Source organism: Collinsella sp. AM28-11LB (assembly GCF_003469895.1).
Lineage (GTDB): Bacteria > Actinomycetota > Coriobacteriia > Coriobacteriales > Coriobacteriaceae > Collinsella.
Genome location: NZ_QSKJ01000010.1, coordinates 49350 through 70288 on the forward strand (window position 1 = coordinate 49350; position 20939 = coordinate 70288).

At 62.5% G+C, this 20939-nt stretch carries 18 protein-coding genes; 2 read left to right on the forward strand and 16 right to left on the reverse strand.

All coding sequences use genetic code 11. The features are described from left to right. Positions 1-10: 10 nt before the first annotated feature. The 11 genes from DW732_RS09990 to DW732_RS08140 form a co-directional block, all read right to left on the reverse strand. The gene (locus tag DW732_RS09990; RefSeq protein WP_255413420.1) at positions 11-631 is read right to left on the reverse strand and encodes an HAD-IC family P-type ATPase; all 621 of its coding nucleotides are present in this window, start codon (positions 629-631) and stop codon (positions 11-13) included. 27 nt (positions 632-658) lie between these two features. Next, positions 659-1252, reverse strand: a complete 594-nt coding sequence (locus tag DW732_RS09995; protein ID WP_199569775.1) for a hypothetical protein — start codon at positions 1250-1252, stop codon at positions 659-661. 120 nt (positions 1253-1372) lie between these two features. Further along, positions 1373-1576, reverse strand: coding sequence for a DUF1490 family protein (locus DW732_RS08105; protein ID WP_117763616.1), 204 nt, complete (start codon positions 1574-1576; stop codon positions 1373-1375). 480 nt (positions 1577-2056) lie between these two features. After that, positions 2057-3733, reverse strand: coding sequence for an Asp-tRNA(Asn)/Glu-tRNA(Gln) amidotransferase subunit GatB (gatB, locus tag DW732_RS08110; RefSeq protein ID WP_118099248.1), 1677 nt, complete (start codon positions 3731-3733; stop codon positions 2057-2059). Then, on the reverse strand, positions 3733-5247 hold the full coding sequence (gene gatA, locus DW732_RS08115) for an Asp-tRNA(Asn)/Glu-tRNA(Gln) amidotransferase subunit GatA (protein ID WP_118099249.1): 1515 nt from the start codon (positions 5245-5247) through the stop codon (positions 3733-3735). The genes gatB and gatA overlap by 1 nt, the downstream gene beginning before the upstream one ends. Next, positions 5247-5558 carry an Asp-tRNA(Asn)/Glu-tRNA(Gln) amidotransferase subunit GatC gene (gene gatC / locus DW732_RS08120; protein ID WP_118099250.1) on the reverse strand — a complete coding sequence of 104 codons (312 nt, stop codon included), beginning with the start codon at positions 5556-5558 and terminating at the stop codon, positions 5247-5249. The genes gatA and gatC overlap by 1 nt, the downstream gene beginning before the upstream one ends. Positions 5559-5835: 277 nt before the next feature. Next, positions 5836-6657, reverse strand: coding sequence for a Cof-type HAD-IIB family hydrolase (locus DW732_RS08125; RefSeq protein ID WP_118099251.1), 822 nt, complete (start codon positions 6655-6657; stop codon positions 5836-5838). 205 nt (positions 6658-6862) lie between these two features. Then, on the reverse strand, positions 6863-8149 hold the full coding sequence (locus DW732_RS08130) for an MFS transporter (RefSeq protein WP_118099252.1): 1287 nt from the start codon (positions 8147-8149) through the stop codon (positions 6863-6865). A 155-nt stretch (positions 8150-8304) separates the two neighbouring features. Continuing rightward, on the reverse strand, positions 8305-9615 hold the full coding sequence (gene mobB / locus DW732_RS10180) for a molybdopterin-guanine dinucleotide biosynthesis protein B (protein ID WP_118099253.1): 1311 nt from the start codon (positions 9613-9615) through the stop codon (positions 8305-8307). Between the two features lie 4 nt (positions 9616-9619). Next, on the reverse strand, positions 9620-9889 hold the full coding sequence (locus DW732_RS10130) for a hypothetical protein (protein ID WP_233539410.1): 270 nt from the start codon (positions 9887-9889) through the stop codon (positions 9620-9622). Then, positions 9802-10674 (reverse strand): GTP 3',8-cyclase MoaA, encoded by an 873-nt coding sequence (locus DW732_RS08140; RefSeq protein WP_233539411.1) that lies wholly within the window; start codon positions 10672-10674, stop codon positions 9802-9804. The genes DW732_RS10130 and DW732_RS08140 overlap by 88 nt, the downstream gene beginning before the upstream one ends. Positions 10675-10941: 267 nt before the next feature. Here DW732_RS08140 and DW732_RS08145 point away from each other — a divergent pair, with 267 nt between their 5' ends. Next, positions 10942-12288 (forward strand): MATE family efflux transporter, encoded by a 1347-nt coding sequence (locus tag DW732_RS08145; protein WP_118099254.1) that lies wholly within the window; start codon positions 10942-10944, stop codon positions 12286-12288. Between the two features lie 74 nt (positions 12289-12362). Next, positions 12363-13211: a MerR family transcriptional regulator gene (locus DW732_RS08150; protein ID WP_118099255.1), complete on the forward strand. Its 849-nt coding sequence runs from the start codon at positions 12363-12365 to the stop codon at positions 13209-13211. Between the two features lie 67 nt (positions 13212-13278). Here the strand turns inward: DW732_RS08150 and ligA are convergent, their stop codons facing one another. The 5 genes from ligA to DW732_RS08175 form a co-directional block, all read right to left on the reverse strand. Further along, positions 13279-15507, reverse strand: a complete 2229-nt coding sequence (ligA, locus tag DW732_RS08155) for an NAD-dependent DNA ligase LigA (RefSeq protein WP_118099256.1) — start codon at positions 15505-15507, stop codon at positions 13279-13281. Between the two features lie 451 nt (positions 15508-15958). Continuing rightward, positions 15959-17422: a S1C family serine protease gene (locus DW732_RS08160; protein ID WP_118099257.1), complete on the reverse strand. Its 1464-nt coding sequence runs from the start codon at positions 17420-17422 to the stop codon at positions 15959-15961. A gap of 207 nt (positions 17423-17629) precedes the next feature. Next, the gene (locus DW732_RS08165) at positions 17630-18292 is read right to left on the reverse strand and encodes a response regulator transcription factor (protein ID WP_006234733.1); all 663 of its coding nucleotides are present in this window, start codon (positions 18290-18292) and stop codon (positions 17630-17632) included. 50 nt (positions 18293-18342) lie between these two features. Beyond that, positions 18343-19680, reverse strand: a complete 1338-nt coding sequence (locus tag DW732_RS08170; protein WP_117798990.1) for a glutamine synthetase family protein — start codon at positions 19678-19680, stop codon at positions 18343-18345. Between the two features lie 141 nt (positions 19681-19821). After that, entirely contained in the window at positions 19822-20844 is a 1023-nt protein-coding gene (locus DW732_RS08175; protein WP_158567387.1) for a LacI family DNA-binding transcriptional regulator, read from the reverse strand. Between the last annotated feature and the right edge of the window lie 95 nt (positions 20845-20939).

Below are 20939 nucleotides of genomic sequence, written 5' to 3' on the forward strand. Positions count from 1 at the left end.
ATCGAAAACGCTAATGCAGGTACGCCTTTGCGTTGCTCAGGCTGTAGGCAATCGTCGAGCCGTTGTGCAGCAGTGACGACGTCTGCGGAGTGATCATGCCGGTAATACCCAATGCCAACAGCGCCGAGTTGGTGAGCATCACCTTGGAATACGAACCCGTCAGACGGTCGATAAGCCCCTGGCTCATGCGGCGTAGACGCACGATTGCAGCGAGATCGGTATCCGCCAGGATGATATCGGCGACCTCCTTGGCAATGTCGCTTCCACCGCCCATGGCCAGATCCACATCGGCCAGGCCCAGCGCCGGTGAGTCGTTGACGCCGTCGCCCGCCATGGCAACGTGGCGCCCCTCGCGCTTAATCCGCTCCACATAGGCGTACTTGTCCTCGGGCAGCAGCTCGGCTTTAAACTCGTCGACACCCGCCTCGCGCGCAATGCGCTCGGCCGTGCGCTCGGAGTCGCCCGTAAGCATAACGACATGTTTGACGCCCAGCGCATGCAGGTCGGCGATGGCCTCACGGACCCCGGGCTTGAGCGGATCCTCGATGCCGAGCACGCCGACAACCTTGCCGTCGACCGCCAGATACAGCGGCGACAGGCCCTGCATCTGGGACTCGATTTGCTCCTTAATGTCGGAATCGAGCTGCGCACTCTCGTCCTAAAACACAAAGTGCGCGGAACCGATGATGGCGCGACGCCATTCGATGGACGAAGCGATGCCGTGCGCCACGATGTACTCGACGGCGGCATGGCGCTCGCGGTGTTCGAGCCCACGCTCGCGAGCAGCGCTGATGACTGCGCGCGCCACCGGATGCGGGAAATGCTCCTCCAGGCAGGCAGAAAGGCGCAGGACCTCATCCTCGCTCCAGCCGTCGGTCGTCAGCACGCAAGCCAGGCGCGGCTGCACCAGCTCATGAAGGGCAGCGCGCAAAAATGCGATGTAACCGGCCACGACAAACACCGCACGCAGGGGCGTGGGCAAAAACCTTCGGCGCGCATAGTGGGCGCCGAAAAGTGTGGCAAGATCCATGACGAGCTTGTGCTTGCGTGGCTCAAGCTGCATCACGTAACCCGTCTTTGCGTCGGCAATGGCCTGGGCATCGAGCGCACCGACGGCGGCCAGCACGGCATCGCGGTGCGGCTCATCGTATTCGAGCGCCATCTGGCCGATGCGGCCATAAACGCGCACCTTGTGCACGCCGTCGATATCGCCGCTAAGCTTAAGAAGTGCATCGAGATCACTCTCTGGCACAGGACCCGCCAATTGAAGACGGGTCCTGCCGGGGATCTCGCTCATAATCGAGAATCTCATAGTTTGTGCCTGGGAGCGTTACTCGGCTGCCTCGTCAGCAGCGGCCTCGCTCTGGGTGATTTAGGCCGCCTCGGCAACCATGTCGTCGACATTAGCCTTGGCCTGCTCGATCATGTCCTGGTAGGCGTTCTTGATGCGCATGCCGCACGCGATACCCTGCACGCAGGCGTTCTTGACCGGAGCGCTGGTGAGCAGCTTGATGCCGTCCGTGCCGAGCAGAAAACCGCCACCAACAAGCAGGGTATTGAACGTCGACTTCTTCATGTTGCTTCTCCCTTTTGCCGCATTGGACGCGGCACGGTGCCTCAGCACCCGAGTAAACAAGTTTGCTTGAGAACACTTTTAGAAATAGTTTAGTATATCTAACTATTAAGGTCAACAAAGGTTAACTTTTGGAAATCTTGGAGTCCAAATTCCATTCAGCCCACCTGACCCGAACGGCCGAGTCGTCACGGAACCCGGGAGCCCCGGCAGGGCGGGTGCTTCCTCAAAATGAGTTCCCTTCAAAACAATGGGCGTGTCGACGGCACGCCCATTCACTCTATTCCATTCAGCCACCTGACCCGAAAGGCCGAGTCGTCAGGGCGGGGAAGGCTATCGGGCGGGCAGGGCCCGGGCCTTTGCTCGCAACTAGTTCCGCACGCAAAGGAGGCGCCAGTGGCGCCTCCGTCTTGCGCAGGACTGTCCGAAGTTGAGAGTAAAGGCCCGGGCCCTGCCCGCCCGATAGCCTTCCCTGCCCGTGTGCTACGCGAGCGCCTTTCTCAGCAACTCGTTGAAGAGCTTCGGGTTGCCCTTGCCGCGACTCGCCTTCATGCACTGGCCCACCAAATAGCCAATGACCTTCTGGTTGCCGTCGCGGTACTGCTGCGCCTGCTCGGCACAGTTTGCCAGCACCTCGTCCACAATCGGCTGCAGCGTGCCGGCATCGCTCACCTGACGCATACCGCGCTCGTCGACGATCTTGTTGGGGTCGTCGCCGGTCTGGGCCATGGCCTCAAAGACCTCGTGCGCCTGGTTGGAGCTGATGGCATCGGTCGCCAGCAGCTTGGCAAGAGCCGCCACCTGAGCCGGCGCGATGCCAGACTCAGCCAGCGAGGTACCCGCGTCCTTAAGGTAGGCGATCATCTCGTTGACCAGCAGGTTCGCGACCGTCTGGGCTTCCTTGCCAGCCATGCCGGCAGCAGCGGCCTCAAAGAACTCGGCAAACTCCGGGTCGCCGGCGATCTGCTCGGCGTCGGCGGCCTTAATGCCAAAATCGGCCTCAAAGCGGGCGCGCTTGGCATCGGGCAGCTCGGGAATCTCGCCGCGGCAGCGGTCGATGAACTCGTCATCCAGATCGAACGGCGCCAAGTCGGGGTCGGGGAACAGACGATAGTCGTCGGCCGTCTCCTTGACGCGCATGACCACGGTGCGCTTGCGGCTGGGCTCCCAGTGGCGGGTCTCCTGGTAGATGATGCCGCCCTCCTCGAGCACCTCGGCCTGACGGCAGATCTCGTAGGCAAGGCCGTCGTGCAGGCTCTTAAACGAGTTGAGGTTCTTGAGCTCGGTCTTGGTGCCCAGCTTGGTCTCGCCGCGGCGACGCAGGCTCACGTTGCCGTCGCAGCGCATGGAGCCCTTCTCCATGGAGCAGTCGGAAATACCCAGCGTCACAAAGATGCGACGGAGCTTTTCCATAAACAGACGCGCCTCCTCGGGCGTGCGCAGATCGGGCTCGGTCACGAGCTCAATCAAAGGCGTGCCGCAGCGGTTGTAGTCGACGAGCGACTCGGCCGCGGCGGTAATGCGGCCCTCGGCACCGCCCACGTGCACCATCTTGGCGGCGTCCTCCTCCATGTGGATGCGCAGGATGCGGATGGGCACGGTGTAAGAACCGTCCTCGCGACGCTCGGGCATCTGCATGTTGGAGGCATCGTAGCTGGCTAGGTGGCCGGCGCGCTGATTGCCCTCGCGCATCGTGGAGGACATGGACGTGGACAGGCCCTCGGCATTGGCCGAAGCGCTCGCCAGGCTCTGGGCCTCGGCCTCGCCAAACGCGCAGTCGGGGCGCTCGGCGGCACCGCGACCGGTCACGTCCAGATCCAGATGACCGTACATGGCAAAGGCGACCGGACCCTGCGTGGTCTGGAAGTTCTTGGCCATATCGGGATAGAAATAGTGCTTGCGGTAGAACATCGAGTGGCGCTGGATCTCGCAGTTGGTCGCGAGACCGGCCTTGACGATGCTCTCGATGGCGCGCTTGTTGGGTACCGGCAGGGCGCCGGGCAGGCCCAGGCACACCGGGCACACGTTGGCGTTGGGCTCGTCATCGTGGCTGAGCTTGCAGTTGCAGAACATCTTGGTATCGAGTGCGGTGAGCTCGGTATGGATCTCCAGGCCAATCACGGCCTCCCAATCCTGCAGGACCTCGGAAAGCTCCTTCATTACAGCTCGCCCCCCTTCCCGGCAAAATCGGGCGCGACGGAAAGCACGGGCGCGCCCGTGGCGGTATCGGCAAAGCCGCGCTCCAGGGCGCGGGCAAACGTGAGCAACTGACGGTCCTTAAAGGCGGGTCCCACCATCTGGGCAGAAACGGGCAGGCGGCTGTCCTCGCCCAGGCCCAGCGGCACCGAGATACCACCGTTGCCGCAAATGTTGAGCGAAATGGTGTACAGGTCGGAGAGATACATCTGCGTGGGGTCGCTGATCTCGCCGAACTTAAAGGCCGTGCGCGGCGAAGCGGGCATAAGAATGGTGTCCACCTTGGCATACGCGGCGTCGTAGTCCTGCGTGATAAGCGTGCGGGCCTTTTGCGCGGCATAGTAGTACTTGTCGTACACACCCGAGGAGAGCAGGTAGGCACCGAGCATCTGGCGGCGCTTGGCCTCGGCACCAAAGCCGTGGGCGCGGCTGAGCGAGCTCTGGTCGGACAGGTTGGCGCAGCCTTCCTCCTGGTAGCCATAGCGAATGCCGTCAAAACGGGCCAGGTTTGAGAACGCCTCGGCCGGGCCGATGACGTAGTAGGCGGCGATGGCAGCGTCCAGGTGCGGCAGGTCGACCTCCACGAGCTCGGCGCCCTGGTTCTGCAGCTCCTGGGCGGCACGCTCAACAGCGGCCTTGACCTCGGGCGTCAGGCCCTCGGCCTCCATAAACGCGGGGATGATACCCACGCGCTTGCCCTCGATGCTGTCGTTGAGATGCTCGGTAAAGTCGACGGCACAATCCTGGCTGGTGCAGTCGTACGGATCGTGACCCGCACCGGTAAGCGCATTCATGGCCAGCGCGACATCCTCGACCGTGCGGCCAAAGGGTCCCACCTGGTCGAGCGACGAGCCAAAGGCAACCACGCCGTATCGGCTCACGGCGCCATACGTGGGCTTAAAGCCCACCACGCCGCACAGGCTCGCCGGCTGGCGAATCGAGCCGCCAGTGTCCGAGCCCAGCGAGAGCGCAACCTCGCCGGCAGCAACGGCGGCAGCGGAGCCGCCCGAGGAGCCGCCGGGCACGCGCTCGGTATCCCAGGGGTTGTTGGTGCGGTGGAACGCCGAGCTCTCGGTAGAGCTGCCAAAAGCAAACTCGTCCATGTTGACCTTGCCCATGGGCAGGCAGCCGGCGTCGAGCATGCGCTGAACGCAGGTGGCGGTGTAGACGCTCTGGTAGTCCTCGAGCATACGGGAAGCGCAGGTGGTGCGCGTACCCACGAGATTCATGTTGTCCTTGATGGCCAGCGGCACGCCCGCAAGCGGGGGCAGAGCCTCACCGGCGGCGCGGCGGGCGTCAATTTTGGCGGCAGCCTCGAGCGCGAGCTCGGGCGCCACCTGCAGAAATGCCTGGACCCCACCCTCGCGCGCCTCGATGGCCTCGAGCGAGGCCTGCGCGATCTCGGTGGCAGAGAAATCGCCGGCGGCAACGTGCTCGGCTAGCTGCGCGGCCGTGAATCGATCGAGATTGAGCTTCATTACTCGCTCTCCCCCTCTCCCAAAATGGACGGCACGCGGAAGTAGCGGTCGCGCACGCTGCCGGCGTTTTCGAGCGCGACGTCGAGCGGCAGGTCGCGCTCGGGCTCGCGCAGGTCGTCGCCCATCACGTTGGACAGGCTTCCGATGGGATGGAACGTGGGCTCCACGTCGGGCAAGTCATATTGCAAGACGGGCTCGAGCATCTGGACGGCATCGTTCAGGTAGGACGTCATCTGGGTGAGCTCGTCATCGGCCAGTGCGATCTTTGCGTACTCGGCAATGCCGCGCACGTCTTTCTCGCTGAGTGCCATAGGCGCTCCCTTCCGCATAACAGTTAAACCGCTCTAGTATACAGGGCAACGCCGACTTGGAGCAGGCGCTTTACCCAAATGCAGCGAAAACGTAACGAGGGCGGCGCCTCTGCAGCAAAAGTGCATCGGCCACGGCAGGAACCGTCGCGCCCGCTGCAAAAACCGTCCCAACATTCGACGCTTTTCGGCAAAATCGCGATTTCCATCGGATGTTGGGACGGTTGGAGCCCGCCACCACAAAGGCGCCTGTCCCCTTTGTGGTGGCTCTTCCCCGGTGCTACAGCAGATGTTCCTGGACAAAAATTGCGATGCCATCCTCGTCGTTGCTCGCGGTTACAAAGTCCGCGGCGGCACGGGTGGCGTCGCTGCCGTTTGCCATAGCCACGCCCACGCCGGCGTCGGCCACCATGCAGGTATCGTTATCGGCATCGCCAAACACGCAGATATTCTGCAGCTCCATGCCGTTGAGCTCCGCCACGCGCACAAGGCCGCGCGTCTTGGACACGCGGGGATCCATAAACTCGTAGAGTCGCTGCGTGGTTTGCAGAGCAGCCGCCTTAACGGTGTCGTCGGCGAGTGTCGACGCCCGCTCGATCACCTGCGGCATCGCCTCGGGCGCCATGGTGAACATCACCTTGGCCTGCGGATCGCGCAGGAACTCGGCAAAGTCGACCACCTTGTAGGGCACGCCGTCGACACGCGACAGGTGCTCGACGCACGCATTGCTCTCGGGCACATAGAGCACGCCGTTCCGAGGACAAACGGGCGTTGCCGGCAGGTCTGCCATGTGCTCGCAGATGCGCGCGATGGTCTCGCCCGGCAGCGGGTAGCTCAGCTCGTTGATGCCGTGCGCACGGTCGATGACCTCGGCGCCGCCACAGCCCACCAGCACGTCTACTAGGCCGTCGATGCCCCAGAGCTCAAACATGGCCTCGGTCGCCTGGGCGTCGCGCCCGGTGCACAGGCCAAACAGCACGCCGCGCTCGCGCAGGGCGCGGATGGCCGCCACGGTGCGCGGGGACACCGTGTGCTCGCTCGTAAGCAGCGTGCCGTCAAGATCGCAGAGTACGGCTTTGATGTGGCTGAAGGTGGCGTCCATGGGGACCTTTCTGGGTAACGCGGCGGTGCTTGATGTATTCGTAAGCGGCGTACATGGTATACCAAGGCGCACACGGGGCGCTTTGGCGCAAAACCACCACAAAGGTGCCTGTCCCCTTTGTGGTGGTCGGATCCACAGCGCAAACCGTCCCAACATTCGACGTTTTTCGGCAAAATCGCGATTTTTATCGAATGTTGTGATGGTTTTACTGCCTTGCAGAACGATCGAAATGCCGGCGGCCAAACAGCAGCAACGCTACGGGAACTGCCGTCACGACCATGCCCGCCCCTACGAGTGTCTGCTGCACGCCAAATGTCGCCGCCAGCCACGGGGCAATCGCCAGCGGAGCCACGCCGGCGAACATGTTGCCAAAACCCATGACCGAGTTGACGCGGCCGAGCTGCTCGAGCGGGGCCGTCGTTTGCACGATGGTGTTGTGGAGCGGGTTGACGACGCCCCAGGCCACGCCCAGGGCAATCTGTCCGACAAGGGCTACGCCCACGTACGACGTTCCCACGTAGAGCAGGCTTCCCAGACCTACGGACATAAGCGCTGCAAGCAGTGTTTTAAGGTTGACCAGGCGCGGCGGCAGCCGGAGCGCAACCATAGCGCCCAGCACCGCGCCCACGCCCGAGGCCGACGAGAGCCAGCCCATCCATTCGACACCGACATGCAGAATATCGCGGTAGAAGAACGACTCCAGCGGGTCAAAGGCGCCATAGCCAAAGTTCGAGAGAAAGATAATGCAGAACAGTAGGGCGAGGACGCTGTTGGTAAAGACTGTTTTGATGCTGGTTGCGAAGGTGGCGCGGGTGGACGCGCTGGAGTTGGGGCCTTGGCTGGCCTTATCCGATGTTATGTCACCGGTCACGGGTTCGTCTTCGTGCCCGGCAGCCTGACCTGCCCGTGGCTTAAAACCCCAGCCGGCGATGAGCGCCAGCACGGTAAAGAGCATCATAAGCACGAACACCGCGCGCGACGACGCAGCCGCCGCGACGAAGCCACCCAACGTGGGCCCGACGATAATGCTCACGTTTGAGAACATGGCGATGGCGGAATTGATGTCTTTGAGTTCGGCGGGGTCGTCGGTGAGGTAGGCCGGATAAGATGTGGCGATGGGTTGGGCAAATCCCATCGTAAAGCCTAGGAGCACCGCGCCGAGCAGGACGATGCCGGTCGCACCACCAAAGGCGATGATTGCCGTGCCGGTTACAAGCGTGCCGACGATGCTCAGCAAGAAATGACGGCGCGGGCCCCAGGCGTCGAGCGCCGCGCCGCCCGCAAAGGACCCCAGGATTACGAAAACGTTCATGAACAGGACGGCCAGCGATGTCGCGACGACCGAGGCGTCATCCGCATAGGTGAGCGTTCCGATGACGCCGATAAAGTAGCTGGTCTGAAAACCGGTGTAGATGAGAAAGCGCATCGCCACCAGGCGTTTAGCCTGCACGGACAGCGACGAGTGGAATGTTGGAAATACAGATGCGAGCATGGGGGCTCCTTATTGCATACGAATGTGGACGTCGGGCATTCGGCCCTCCGTCCATTGGCTCAACCTATCCGTATGCCTTACTAAGGGCGCATCGAGCCTCTTCCTTCCGTCTTTTCGCCCAGCATGAACTACGTGGTAGATTTTAAGGCATGTCCCTAAAATCTACCGAGGTGGTCTTGGATGAGGTCGCAGATGGCCCGGGCGTCGTTTATGTTGATGGCTCGGGTTGCAAAGCCCGCATCGAAGGCCTGACGCGCCAGGGCCTCGTTGCAGGCGAGCGCCAGCGTGCGGCCGTCGACCAGGTCGAGCGAGCTCTTGCCGCGCAGGCGATCGACGCCGGAGCGCGCGACCACGATGTTGTCGAAGCCCTCGGTCTTGTAGCCCTCGATGATCACCACGTCGACATCGCCGTAGCGCAACAACAGCTCGCGCGCGGGCATCTCGTCCTCCTCGCGCGTATCGGCATACTCCGCCCAGCGCGTGGCGCAGATGAGCCCCACGTGCTTGGATCCGGCCTGGTGATGGCGCCACGTATCCTTAGCGGGCACATCGATATCAAAGCCATGATGCCCGTGATGCTTGAGCGAGCCCACGCGCAGGCCGCGGCGGGTGAGCTCGGCGATAACCTTCTCGACGAGCGTGGTCTTGCCCGAGTTCTGGTAGCCGATAAATGCGATCGCGGGGACGGCCGGGGCCGGAACTGCGGACGCGATGGCAACGGATGCGCTCGCGGGTGCGGCACCGTCGGCGGCCACGGACTCAACAGCAGCGGCCTGACGCTCGGCGCGATCCCACACGCCCGAGTGGCCGCCTTCCTTGTGCAGCAGGCGTACGTCGACGATCTCCATCCCGCGGTCGACGGCCTTGCACATGTCGTAGATGGTCAGGCACGCGGCGCTCACGCCAGTCAGGGCCTCCATCTCAATACCGGTCTTGCCCGTCACACCGGCTGTGACCAGCACGTGAAAGCCGACCTGCCCGTCTGCGCGTGACGGCGCCCAGCCCTCGGGCACGTCCTCGACGGGCGTCCCCGCCGGCGCGATAGGCTCGATATCGCACTTACTCTTGGTAACGAGCAGCGGATGGCACATGGGGATGATGTCACTCGTGCGCTTGATGGCCATGATGCCCGCTACGCGCGCGCAGGCAAGCACATCACCCTTTTTGGCACGGTCCTGCAGCACCATGGCCTGCGTCTCGGGATGCATGAGGATGGTGCCCTCGGCGATGGCGATGCGATGGGTCTCGGCCTTGTCGGACACGTCGACCATACGAACCTCGCCCTTGGCATCCACATGCGTTAGCTCGTCGCGGCGGGCGTCGCGAGTCGGCTCGGCAGCAGCGCCGGCAGACGGCTGTGCGGTCGCGTCGGCGTTGCCAGCATTCGCCGCAGCCGTGACTTTGTGGGCAGACATCGCGGCCCTGCGAGCGGCCTTGGTGGCATCGGCGTACCTGCTCTTGGCCATATGATCATCCTCCGATTTGGGACATAAATCGTTGCGTGCCCTCAATTATCGCGTGTTCCTGCGGTTTGTGGGCCACGGCATCGCGCCAAATCGAAAGCACCTGCATATCATCACCACGGCGCAGCGCCTCACGCACCGAATACTCGGCATCGCCGAACAGGCACGGACGCACGTTGCCGTCGGCCGTCAGGCGCAGGCGGCTGCAGCTCGCGCAAAATGGTTGGACATGGCGCTGATAAAGCCGACCGTTCCCGCCGCACCCGGAAAGCGCCAATAGCGCGCGGGACCCGCGCCGGCAGGAGCGTCGGTGATGTCGAGCGGTTCGAGCTCGCCCAGGCCCACCGTGGCGGCCCCGGCATTGACGCGCACCCGTAGCTCGTCGCTCGGCACGGTGTCGCTCGCATCCCACAGCGCTGGATTGAGCGTGGGCGCATGAGGGTCCACGGCGCAATGCGAGCTCGTACGCTCGTCGCCGATGGGCATGTATTCGATGAAGCGCAGGTGAATGGGACGGTCGACGGTCAGGCGCGCGAGGGCCGCCACATCTTGGTTGAGCCTGCGCACAACAACGCAGTTGACCTTGACGGGCTCAAAGCCCCAGGCCAGCGCCGCGTCGATGCCGGCCATGGTCTGCTCGAGCCGGCCCAAGCGGGTGATCTCTTCAAACAGCACGGGGTCGAGCGTATCGAGTGAAATGTTGACGCGGTTAAGCCCGGCGTCTTTGAGCTGCGGCGCCAGCTTGGGCAGCAGGGCGCCATTGGTGGTAAGCGAGATGTCCTCGATCTGCGGAATCGCGCGGATGTCGCGAATGAGCGGGATGATACGGCGGCTGACCAGCGGCTCGCCACCCGTCAGGCGCACGCGGCGAATGCCCTCCCCCGCAACCAGGCGCACAAAGCGGGCGATTTCCTCGGCGCTGAGCAGCTCGTCGTGCACGCGGGGCGCCACGCCTTCGGCCGGCATGCAGTAAATGCAGCGGAAATTGCCCTTGTCGGTAACGGCAATACGCAGGTAGTTGATATTGCGGCCAAAACCGTCATGATGCACGCGCCCGTCCACGCAGCCCTCCCCTCACGCTGGTCTTTATTCTTTAGGGAATATAGTACCGCACGGGAAGAATAGGTCGACATGCGTACGACACGGCGCAGGGCGAATGGCGTTTTCTAGCGCGAACTCGACATGGTTCAACACACCTGCATTCAATTGGAAATGCCTACGCACGCAACTTTTTCGCCCGGTCCTCAACTCAAACCTTGACTCTACAATCGTTGTAGGGTTTTCACTACACTGGTAGCTAAACGACCCAAGCCAGAAAGTGCCCCGCCCATGGAACACGACCTCACACGCGGCAATGTCCTTAAGACCATTGCGGTCTTTGCCCTGCCCTATATGCTCTCGTACTTTTTGCAGATGCTCTACGGCATGGCCGACCTGTACATGATGGGACAGTTTAGCGGCGCGGCCGGCATCACCGCCGTGGGCAATGGCGCGCAGACGCTCTATATCATTACCGTGACGCTCGTGGGCCTGGCCATGGGAACGACAGTCATCGTCGGCCACGCCGTGGGTTCGCGCCGCTTTGACCGCGCCGAGGCCGCCATCGGCAACACCATCACGCTCTTTATGGGCGTCTCGGTGGTGCTGGCCGCCGTCTTGTTTGCGCTGTGCCCGCAGATCGTGGCGCTCATTGGCACGCCGGCCGAAGCAGTCGAAGGCACCGCCGCCTACCTGCGCATCTGCTTTGTCGGCATTCCCTTTATCGCCGCGTACAACATCCTCTCGGCCATCTTTCGCGGCCTGGGCGATTCGCGCTCGCCCATGTACGTGATCGGCGTGGCATGCATCATTAACATCGCGCTCGATTTTTTGTTTATCGGCCACATGGGACTCGGCCCCGTGGGCGCGGCACTCGGCACGGTAACCGCCCAGACGGCAAGCGTTGCCCTCGCGCTCGTGTGGCTCAAGAGCCGCCGCACGCACATTCACCTCAAGCGCAGCGACCTGCACCCCCAGCCCGAGGTGCTCAGCAGCATCCTTAAGATCGGCGTGCCCGTTGCCGTGCAGGACGGCTGCATCCAGGTGGCGTTTATGTTCATCACCGTCATCGCCAACCACCGAGGGCTCGTCGACGCCGCCGCCGTGGGCTTGGTCGAAAAGATGATCAGTTTTTTGTTTATCGTGCCGAGTTCCATGGGCGCCACCGTCAGCGCGCTCACGGCGCAAAACGCCGGCGCGGGCAAGGGCGACCGCGCGCGTCAGGTGCTCAAAGATGCCATGACCATCTCGGTGATATATGGCTGCCTGATCACGGTGCTGATGTGGCTGGTGGCACCGGCGTTTCTCGGCTTTTTTGCCAAGGACGCCGCGGTCGTTGCGGCCGGCACCGGCTATATGCGCAGTTATATTTTTGACGCGATCTTTGCCGGCATCCACATTTGCTTTAGCGGTTTTTTCGCTGCGTATGGCAAGAGCTACATCGGCTTTGCGCACAACGTGCTGGCAGTGGTGCTCATTCGCGTGCCCGGCGCGTGGCTGCTGTCGAACGCCTACTCCGACACGCTGTTCCCCATGGGCATCGCCTCGCCGTGCGGGTCGATTCTGTCGGTGATTATTTGCGTGGTGGCGTTTACCGCGCTCAACCGTCGCGGGGCTTTTGACAAGCTGATGGCGTAGCAGCTCGTTCGTGTCATACGACGGCTGCGCTGCATGGCCCCGGCGTTCCCTCGCACATCGAAAGGAGCGGTCCCATGACCGACACGCCAACTGAACATACCGAGGGCTTGCTCCGCATTGGCGAAGTGGCGCACATGTTTAACCTGAGCGTGGGCACGCTGCGCCATTACGAGCAGATGGGCTTGCTGGACCCGGCGCACATCGATCCGGCGAGCGGGTACCGCTACTACGGATCACGGCAGCTCTCCACCCTTAACACCATCAGCCACCTGCGCGTTCTCGACTTGTCGCTCGCACAAATCCGTGAGTTTGTGACCACGCGCGATGTGAACCTAATGCAGCGGCAGCTGGCTCAGCAGCAGGAGCTCATCGAACGCAAGCGCCGCGAACTGGAGCGCGTGTCGCGCAAGATTGACAACCGGCTTACCCTGCTTCACGATGCCTTGAACACCGAGCTCGATACCATTTGCGCAATCGATGCACCCGAGCTTCGCTGCGCCGTGCTGCGCGAACGCGTCAACCCCACCGACGCCTATGCGCTGGAGTGGCAGATTCGTCAACTGCAGAAGGGGCAGCACGAGACCTTTGTCTTTCTGGGCAACTTGGGCGTCGGGATTGGCGCCGAGCGCCTCGCCGCCGGTGATTTTGATGGCTACGACGAGGTCTTTCTGATGCTCGATGACACCGATGATTACTTGGGTGACGTTGAGACGCGACCTGCCGCGCACTGCCTGACCATAAGCTTCCGCGGCACGCACGGGCAAGCAGCCCCACGCTACGAGCGGTTGCTCGGCTATATGCACGAGCACGGCATAGTACCCGCCGGCTCCTCGCGCGAGATCGCCTTGATCGATGACATTATCAGCGACGACCCAGCAACCTACGTGACGCAGATCACGGTGCCAGTTGCCGTGGCCGAATAAAAACCTCCCGGATAGCATCGGGCCATCCGGGAGGCTCTTCAATTTGATTAATTTGGCTATCGGCGCCTTAAGCCTGGGGCACCTCACCAGTCGCAAGAATCTGCTCGAGTGCGTCCTCATCCAATACAGGCACGCCCAGCTGCTCGGCTTTGGTGAGCTTGGAGCCCGCTTTGGGGCCGGCGACCAGATAGCTCGTCTTCTTTGACACGCTGCCCGAAACCTTGGCGCCGAGTACCTTGAGCGCCGCGCCCGCCTCGTCGCGGGTGCGGTTGACGAGCGTGCCGGTGAGCACGAAGGTCAGACCCGCAAGCGGCTGTGCGTCAGCAAGCTCACCCGCCACGCCAGCGTCGGCTGCGGCCTGCGCGTGCGCGGCGCCCAAGTCGACCTCGAGCGACAGGCCCGCCTGGCGCAGGCGCTCCAGCACGGCAAGGTTCTCGGGCACGGCCAGGAACTGCTTGACGCTTGCCGCAATCTTGGGACCGATGCCCTCGCACTCGGCGATGTCCTCTTCGCTTGCCAAGATGAGCTTGTCAATCGACAGGAATCGTTCGGCAATGACCTCGCCCACACTCTTGCCCACGTGGCGGATACCCAAGGCAAACAGTACGCGACCGAGCGGCTGGCTCTTGGACTTGTTGAGCTCGGCGATGATTTTCTCGGCCGTCTTGAGGCCCACCGGGATGGGGTCGCCCTTCTTGACGCCCTTTTTGCTGTTGGAGCTGGCATACACGCGACCCGTGTCTAGGCCGGCGATGTCGTCGACCGTGAGCTGGTAGAAGTCGGCGACATCGTGGATCAGGCCAGCAGCGATCATCTTGTCGACGATCTCGTCGCCCAGGCCGTCCACGTCCATGCAGCCGCGGCTCACCCAGTGGAGCAGGCGCTCCTTGAGCTGCGCCGGGCAGTCGATGGACACGCAGCGATATGCCACCTCGCCATCCTCGTGGACCACGGGGCTGCCGCACACGGGACAGACCTCTGGCATGTGCCAGTCGACCGAATCGGCCGGGCGTTTGTCGAGCACCGGCCCCACGACCTCGGGGATCACGTCACCCGCCTTGTGCACGATGATGGTGTCGCCCTCGCGCACGTTTTTGCGGCGAATCTCGTCGATGTTGTGCAGCGTGGCGCGCGCGATGGTGGAGCCGGCAACCGTCACCGGGTCGAACTCGGCGACCGGCGTGAGCACGCCGGTGCGGCCCACCTGGATGCGAATCTCGCGCAGGACGGTCTGCTTTTCCTCGGGCGGGAACTTAAAGGCGATGGCCCAGCGCGGTGCGCGGGCGGTAAAACCTAGGTCGAGCTGCTGCTGGAAGCTGTCAACCTTTACGACCACGCCGTCGATGTCGTAGTCCAGGTCGCCGCGGTGCTCGAGCGCCTGGGCACAGAACTCGTGGACCTCGGCCGGCGCGGCGCAACGAGCCACGTTGGGGTTGACGCTAAAGCCGGCGTTGCGCAGCCAGTCGAGAAATTCGCGCTGGCTGTGGACGTGCAACGGGTCGGTATCGGCAATGGCATAGATAAAGGTGGCCAAGTCGCGACGCGCCGTGACCTTGGGGTCTTTTTGGCGCAAGGATCCTGCAGCGGCGTTGCGCGGGTTGGCGAAGGGGTCGCGGCCCTCGGCATCGGCCTCTTCATTCAGACGTACAAAGCTGCCTTTGGGCATATAGACCTCGCCGCGTACCTCAATGGTGCGCTCGCGGTCGGCGCCCATGTGGGCGAGCGCCGGCTCGGACAGGTGCATGGGCACATCCTTGATGGTACGGACGTTGAGCGATACGTCCTCGCCCGTGGTGCCATCGCCACGTGTGGCCGCGCGCACAAAGGTGCCGTTTTGATAGGTAAGCGCCACGCCCAGACCGTCGATCTTAAGCTCGCAAGTATAGGTGACGCTGCCGGCACCGAGCGCATCCTCGGTGCGTTGGAGCCATGCGTCGAGCTCGTCCAGATCCATGGCATCGTCCATGGAATACATGCGCGCCATGTGCGTTACCGGCGTAAACTGCTCGCTCACGTAGCCGCCCACGCGCTGGGTATAGCTGTCGGGCGTCACCAGGTCAGGATAGGCCACCTCGATCTCCTGCAGCTCAACGAGCATTTTGTCAAAGGCGGCGTCCGTGATCTCGGGCGCATCGAGCATGTAGTAGCGATAGGCATGGTAGTCGAGCTCGTGGCGCAGCTCGGCCGCGCGTGTTGCCGCCTGGGCACGGACATCGGTCGGTGCGGTGGCTTCCGCGGTCGTGGGCGTTTCGGTATCGATGTCCACGCCGTCACCAAACAGGCTCGATTGCTCCATAGCGGCACTCCTTCGCTCGATTTCAAACGGATACTAGAGTACCACCGGTCGCAATGAGGCCGAATAGCGGTCTCGAACCGCACCGAATCGGCAGCCGCCAGACTGGGGTGGACAGTTAGTTCAGATACGTATAAATCCTAAAGCTTGATCAGGCACGAACACCCCTGTTTCAACTAATTTGGGCTCCCTGAGACCATGTAAACGTCCCGTTCTCCCTCCCAAACACCCATTCAAGCCCCATCCCAATCAAAAATTGCTCAAAACGCATCCCAAGCTGCCCCAGATTTATACGTATCTGAACTAACTGTCCAGGCCATTCCGAACCAAGCCTCTTGCCAGCCACAAGTGATCCGTTTTCCTCCGCCCCCAAGGGATCATCGCGAAAAGAGGGGGGCTGCCCCGCGTTGGCGGGACAGCCCCCCTCTGGCTTCGATATGTGTGGAGTGGCTCGTTAGTAACCCTGACCGTAGCCCTGGCCCTGGTCCTGCTGGCCTAGCAGCTCCTCCAGATACTGGCGCAGCTGCTCGTCGGTAATACCGCCGTTGCCGGTGTCAGTCGCGCTGTCGTCCTGCTGCTGGTTCTGCAGCTCCTCGTCGGAGCCAAGCTCGACGGTGACCTTCTTCTCGTCCTTGCCGCGCATGAGCGTGATCTCGACCTTCTCGCCCACCTCGTGGCTGCGCAGTGCGATGATCAGGCCATCGGCGCTCGTGATCTCATCGTCGCCCAGCTTGGTGATGACATCGCCCTCCTGAATGCCGGCCTTGGCAGCAGGACCATCCTCAACGACGCTCGCCACATACGCGCCGCTATCGGTGCTCAGCTTGTTGGTGCGGGCGTTGAGCGCGTTGACGCTCGAAAGCGTAGCGCCCATGTACGGATGCACCGGCGTCTTGCCGTCGATGATCTGGTCGGCAATGTTCTTGGCATAGTTGACCGGAATGGCAAAGCCCACACCCGAGCTGGAGCCCGAATAGCTCTCGATGAGCGAGTTGATACCCACAAGCTCACCATTGTCGTTGACGAGCGCGCCGCCGGAGTTGCCCGGGTTGATAGCGGCGTCGGTCTGAATCATGTTGGCATAGATGGTATTGCCGCTGGTAGAGCTCATGGCCGTGGAGCGATACAGCGCCGACACGATACCCGTGGAGACAGACTGCTCGTTGCCAAACGGCGAACCGATAGCCATGACCCACTCGCCCACGTTGAGCTTGGAGGAGTCGCCGATCTCGATCGGGGTGAGCTTGGAGGCATCGGCATCCTTGAGCTTGATGACGGCGAGGTCGCTCGAGGCATCGTTGCCCACGAACTCGGCCTCATAGGTGGTGCCGTCGTCCATGGTCACCACGTACTGGTCGTAACCATCGACCACGTGGTTGTTGGTGAGGATGTGGCCCTCGGTATCGAGCACCACGCCCGAACCGACGCTGCCCGAGCTATCCGACTCGTCGGCAGACTGCGAAAGCGAGCCATTCTGGCTACCGCTCGAAGTGGCGGCGATGGAAACGACGGAGGGCAGGGCCTTAGCAGAGACGGCCTCGGCCAGCGTGGTGTCCTCGGAGTCGATGGTGATCTTTTGCGTCGATGAACCCGAAGCACCCGCCGTCACGGCATTCTTACCGCCACCAATATCGAGCGTGCCACTCATAATGAGTGCGATGACCAGCAAGGCTCCGCAGGCACAACCGGCAAGCGCCGTAATAAAGATCGGCAGCTTTTTGGTCTTGGTCTTGACCACCGTGTGCTTGTTTACAACCTGCTGGCCGCCCAGCGGCTTGCCGGTCTGCGTGTCGTAGGCCTGCACGTAGGGAATGTTGTTGCCGTCGGCAGGCGTCGACTCCACCTGTACGCGCGGCTGCTGCTGAGTCTCGCCGGCGTTGCCCGCATCCTGGGGACGCTGGGGATCGTTCTCGTTCATGCTGCAATCCTTTCGTCAAATAACCAAAGGCCCGCCAAACATGTGGCGGGCCATCATTGTTCACGTTGAGTTGTACCCCAATATGTGGGCGAACGTGTATGAGAACGAAATCTTTTAGGAAGGTTTAAGTTCTGTTGCAGACCCGAAAGGGACCCCCACCTGTGGCAAAGCCACCACAAAGGCGCCTGTCCCCTTTGTGGTGGAAATCTAGTCCTTAAACAGATAGCCCACGCCGCGGACGGTGGTGATGTGTGCCGCGATCTGCGGGCCCACCTTGGAGCGGATGCGTCGGATATGCACGTCGACGGTACGCGTACCGCCGCAGTACTCAAAGCCCCACACGCGGTGCAGCAGCACCTCGCGGCTGTAGGCGCGGTTGGGGTGCGTGGCCAAAAAGCTCAGCAGCGAGTACTCCATCAGCGTCAGGTCGATGGGCTCGTTATCGAGCGTCACCTGGTAGGTAGCCAGGTTGATCTCGAGGTTGTCGATGTTGAGTACATCGTCGGCGGTGACGGTCTCCTCCTCGCCCATCAGGCGCTGCGCACGAGCCTTGAGCTCGTTGGGCGTCGCCGTGGGGCATACAAAGTCGGCATGCGCGTGATTGGGCAGGCGCAGGGTGCCGAGCGCCTCGTCGTCGACGATCACCAACATGGGAACGCCACCGCGGTCGTCAAGCCACTTGGCAATCTGATCGATGCGGTCGCTGCGGATGCCATCAGAATCGAGGATCAGCAGGTCAAAGTCGTGCGCCGCAGTCGGCGAATCGGGGGTGGCCAGGCTCACCTCGACACCCAGGGTGGTCGTCAAGCTGCGGGCAAACTCGTGGAAGCGCGTCGTGCGCGCCATGAACAGGGCACTCTTTTCGGACATATCGGCCTCCATAAAAATGAGCTCAATCGTACTGGGACAAGCCAGCGCGATTAGGAGTTCGCCAGGTAGTGCTTGATCTCCCATTCGGTGATCGTGGATTCGAACTTATGCCACTCGTCGCGCTTCTTTTTGAGGAAGAAGCTATGGATGTGCTCGCCGAGGGCATCCTTCATAAACTGCGAGTCCTCAAAGACGTCGAGTGCCTCTTTAAGCGAGCGCGGCAGCGGCGTATAACCGGCCTCGAGCATCTGGCGGTCGTTGAGCTTGAGCGTCTCGGCCGTGGCCTCGGGCGGGAGCTCCAGCTTGCGCTCAATGCCGTCGAGACCAGCCGCCAGCGTGACGGCGTTGACCAGATACGGGTTGGCCATGGGATCGGGGCTACGAAGCTCGATGCGCGTGGACAGCTGCTTGCCGGGCTTGTAGACCGGGATGCGAACCATGCTTGCGCGGTTGCGCAAGCCCCACGTGGCGTACTGCGGCACGGAGTCGCCGCCCGTGGTGATGCGCTTGTACGAGTTGACGGTGGGGTTGGTGATGGCGCTGATCTCGCGCGCGTGCGCCAGGATGCCGGCCATGTAATGCTTGGCAATATCGGAGAGGTGGTACTTCTCGTCGGCCTCGCCCCAAAAGACATTGTTGCCGTCGTGGTCGAACAGCGACTGATGCAAAAACATGGCGCTGCCGTCCTCGCCCGCCAACGGCTTGGGCATAAAGGAGGCGTGGCAGCCGCTCTCGTAAGCCTGCTGCTTAATGATGAGTTTGGCCGTGGTAATGGCGTCGGACATGCTCAGGGCCTCGGCATGGCGCAGGCTCATGCCGTGCTGCGAGCGACCGGCGGCATGGAAGGTGTACTCCACGGGCACGGACATCTTCTCGAGCGTAAGGACCGTGTTGCGGCGCAGATCGCGAGCGGCATCGCTCACCGAAAGATCGAAGTAGCCCACGTTGTCGAGAGGCTCGGGCGTGTGCTCGTCGGGGAAGTAGTAATACTCCAGCTCGGCGCCCACGTTGAGCAGATAGCCGGCTTTCTCTGCCTTGCGGAACATGCGACGCAACGCATCGCGCGGATCGCCGGCGAAGGGCTTGCGATCGGGAGTGCACACGTCGCAGAACACACGGGCGACGCCGTTGTGGCTCGGACGCCACGGCAAAATCTGGAAGGTCGAAGCATCGGGAAACGCCAGCATATCGGCTTCCTCGGGCGTGGCAAAACCCTCGATGGCCGAGCCGTCAAAGCCAATGCCCTCCTCAAATGCGACCTCGAGGTCCTCGGGGCTAATGGCAAAGTTTTTGAGGCGGCCGAGAATGTCGACAAACCACAGACGCACAAAGCGGATGTCACGCTGCTCTACGGAGCGGAGTACGTAATCGATGTTCTGCTGGTTCATGTCGCTCCCCTTTCTTTCGGGCGGGTTTCGACTGGTCTATACCGCAGATACTATCGCAGAAAAATGTTTCCGCAGGGTTAAAGCGTATCAAGCGCTCAAAAAACGTGCGCGAACAGGCGGGTGCCAAGCACGAACGAATGGTTAGCGCGAGGTCGAAGCGCGGTGTTCGATGTGACCGGGAATCTCGATGCGCTTGGGGGCGAGCTTTGCGGCATCGCCCACCGTGGTGGTGACCACATCGATGCGCTCAGACAGACGCTCGACCACGCGCTCGGCGATGGTGAGGGTGTCCTGCGCGGCCGTGGTCACGCCGCCAAAGAGCACATGATTCCAGGGGTAATCGTCAAACGTCGCAATCTTGAGACCCGCCGGCAGCGAGGGGCCCAGCTGCGCCAACGCCTCGGTCAGACGCAGAAAGACCAGGCCGTTGACGGCGATAAGGCCGAGCTTTTTGCCCGCATAGTCGCGGATGGCCTCGTCCAGGCGGCCGACACCCGCGGCGCCACCGTCGGCCAGGGTGACGACCTCGCCGGTCAGGCCGCGACGCGAGAGCTCGTCGGCAAAGGCCTCGGCGCGCTCGCGACGCACGGGGCTGTCGTCGCTTGCCTCGGTGAGCAGGCACAGGTGCTCGCTGCCCGCGGCGACCAAGGCGTCTACCAGGCCGGCGACCAACTCGCGGTTGTTAGAGGTCACCAGATCGATGCCGCCATTGGCAACATCGCGGTCGAGCAGAACGACAGGCAGGCGCCCCGCGGCCGCGGCGATCGCCTTGTCGTTGCCACCACAGGTGTTGACGATCAGGCCGTCCACGCCGGCATCGATAAGTCTGGTGAGCGACTCTGCCTCCTTGGCGGGGTCGTTGCCGCTAATGGCCGTCATGAGCGAGCTGCCGCGCGCGGCGGCGCTGGCGGAAAGCCCTTCGAGCATGGCGCTGGAGAACGGGTTGGCGATGTCTGCCAAGATCACGCCAATGAGGTTAGTGCGCGAGCTGCGCAGATTGCGTGCGGCGGCACGTGGGCGATAGCCGTTGCGCTCGATAACCGCCGCGATGCGAGCGCGGGTTTCCTCGGTCATCTGCCCGGGGCGGTTATTGAGATAGCGCGAAACCGTGGCCGGGCTCACGCCCGCCTCGGCGGCAATGTCTTTGATTCTCATCTGCGCCATAGCGCACCCCGTTTCCCAATTGTCGGCAACCTGAGCCATTTTAGGCATTTATACGAACTGCCTACGCCACCAGAGCCGCAGAACGATCTTAATTT

Coding starts and splice junctions, on each gene's coding strand:
- DW732_RS08160 (WP_118099257.1), bottom strand. CDS start 17,422: ATGAACGAGAACGATCCCCAGCGTCCCCAGGATGCGGGCAACGCCGGC.
- DW732_RS08175 (WP_158567387.1), bottom strand. CDS start 20,844: ATGGCGCAGATGAGAATCAAAGACATTGCCGCCGAGGCGGGCGTGAGC.
- DW732_RS08170 (WP_117798990.1), bottom strand. CDS start 19,680: ATGAACCAGCAGAACATCGATTACGTACTCCGCTCCGTAGAGCAGCGT.
- gatA (WP_118099249.1), bottom strand. CDS start 5,247: ATGAAGCTCAATCTCGATCGATTCACGGCCGCGCAGCTAGCCGAGCAC.
- gatC (WP_118099250.1), bottom strand. CDS start 5,558: ATGGCACTCAGCGAGAAAGACGTGCGCGGCATTGCCGAGTACGCAAAG.
- mobB (WP_118099253.1), bottom strand. CDS start 9,615: ATGGCCAAGAGCAGGTACGCCGATGCCACCAAGGCCGCTCGCAGGGCC.
- ligA (WP_118099256.1), bottom strand. CDS start 15,507: ATGGAGCAATCGAGCCTGTTTGGTGACGGCGTGGACATCGATACCGAA.
- gatB (WP_118099248.1), bottom strand. CDS start 3,733: ATGAAGGAGCTTTCCGAGGTCCTGCAGGATTGGGAGGCCGTGATTGGC.
- DW732_RS08105 (WP_117763616.1), bottom strand. CDS start 1,576: ATGAAGAAGTCGACGTTCAATACCCTGCTTGTTGGTGGCGGTTTTCTG.
- DW732_RS08125 (WP_118099251.1), bottom strand. CDS start 6,657: ATGGACGCCACCTTCAGCCACATCAAAGCCGTACTCTGCGATCTTGAC.
- DW732_RS08130 (WP_118099252.1), bottom strand. CDS start 8,149: ATGCTCGCATCTGTATTTCCAACATTCCACTCGTCGCTGTCCGTGCAG.
- DW732_RS08145 (WP_118099254.1), top strand. CDS start 10,942: ATGGAACACGACCTCACACGCGGCAATGTCCTTAAGACCATTGCGGTC.
- DW732_RS08150 (WP_118099255.1), top strand. CDS start 12,363: ATGACCGACACGCCAACTGAACATACCGAGGGCTTGCTCCGCATTGGC.
- DW732_RS08165 (WP_006234733.1), bottom strand. CDS start 18,292: ATGTCCGAAAAGAGTGCCCTGTTCATGGCGCGCACGACGCGCTTCCAC.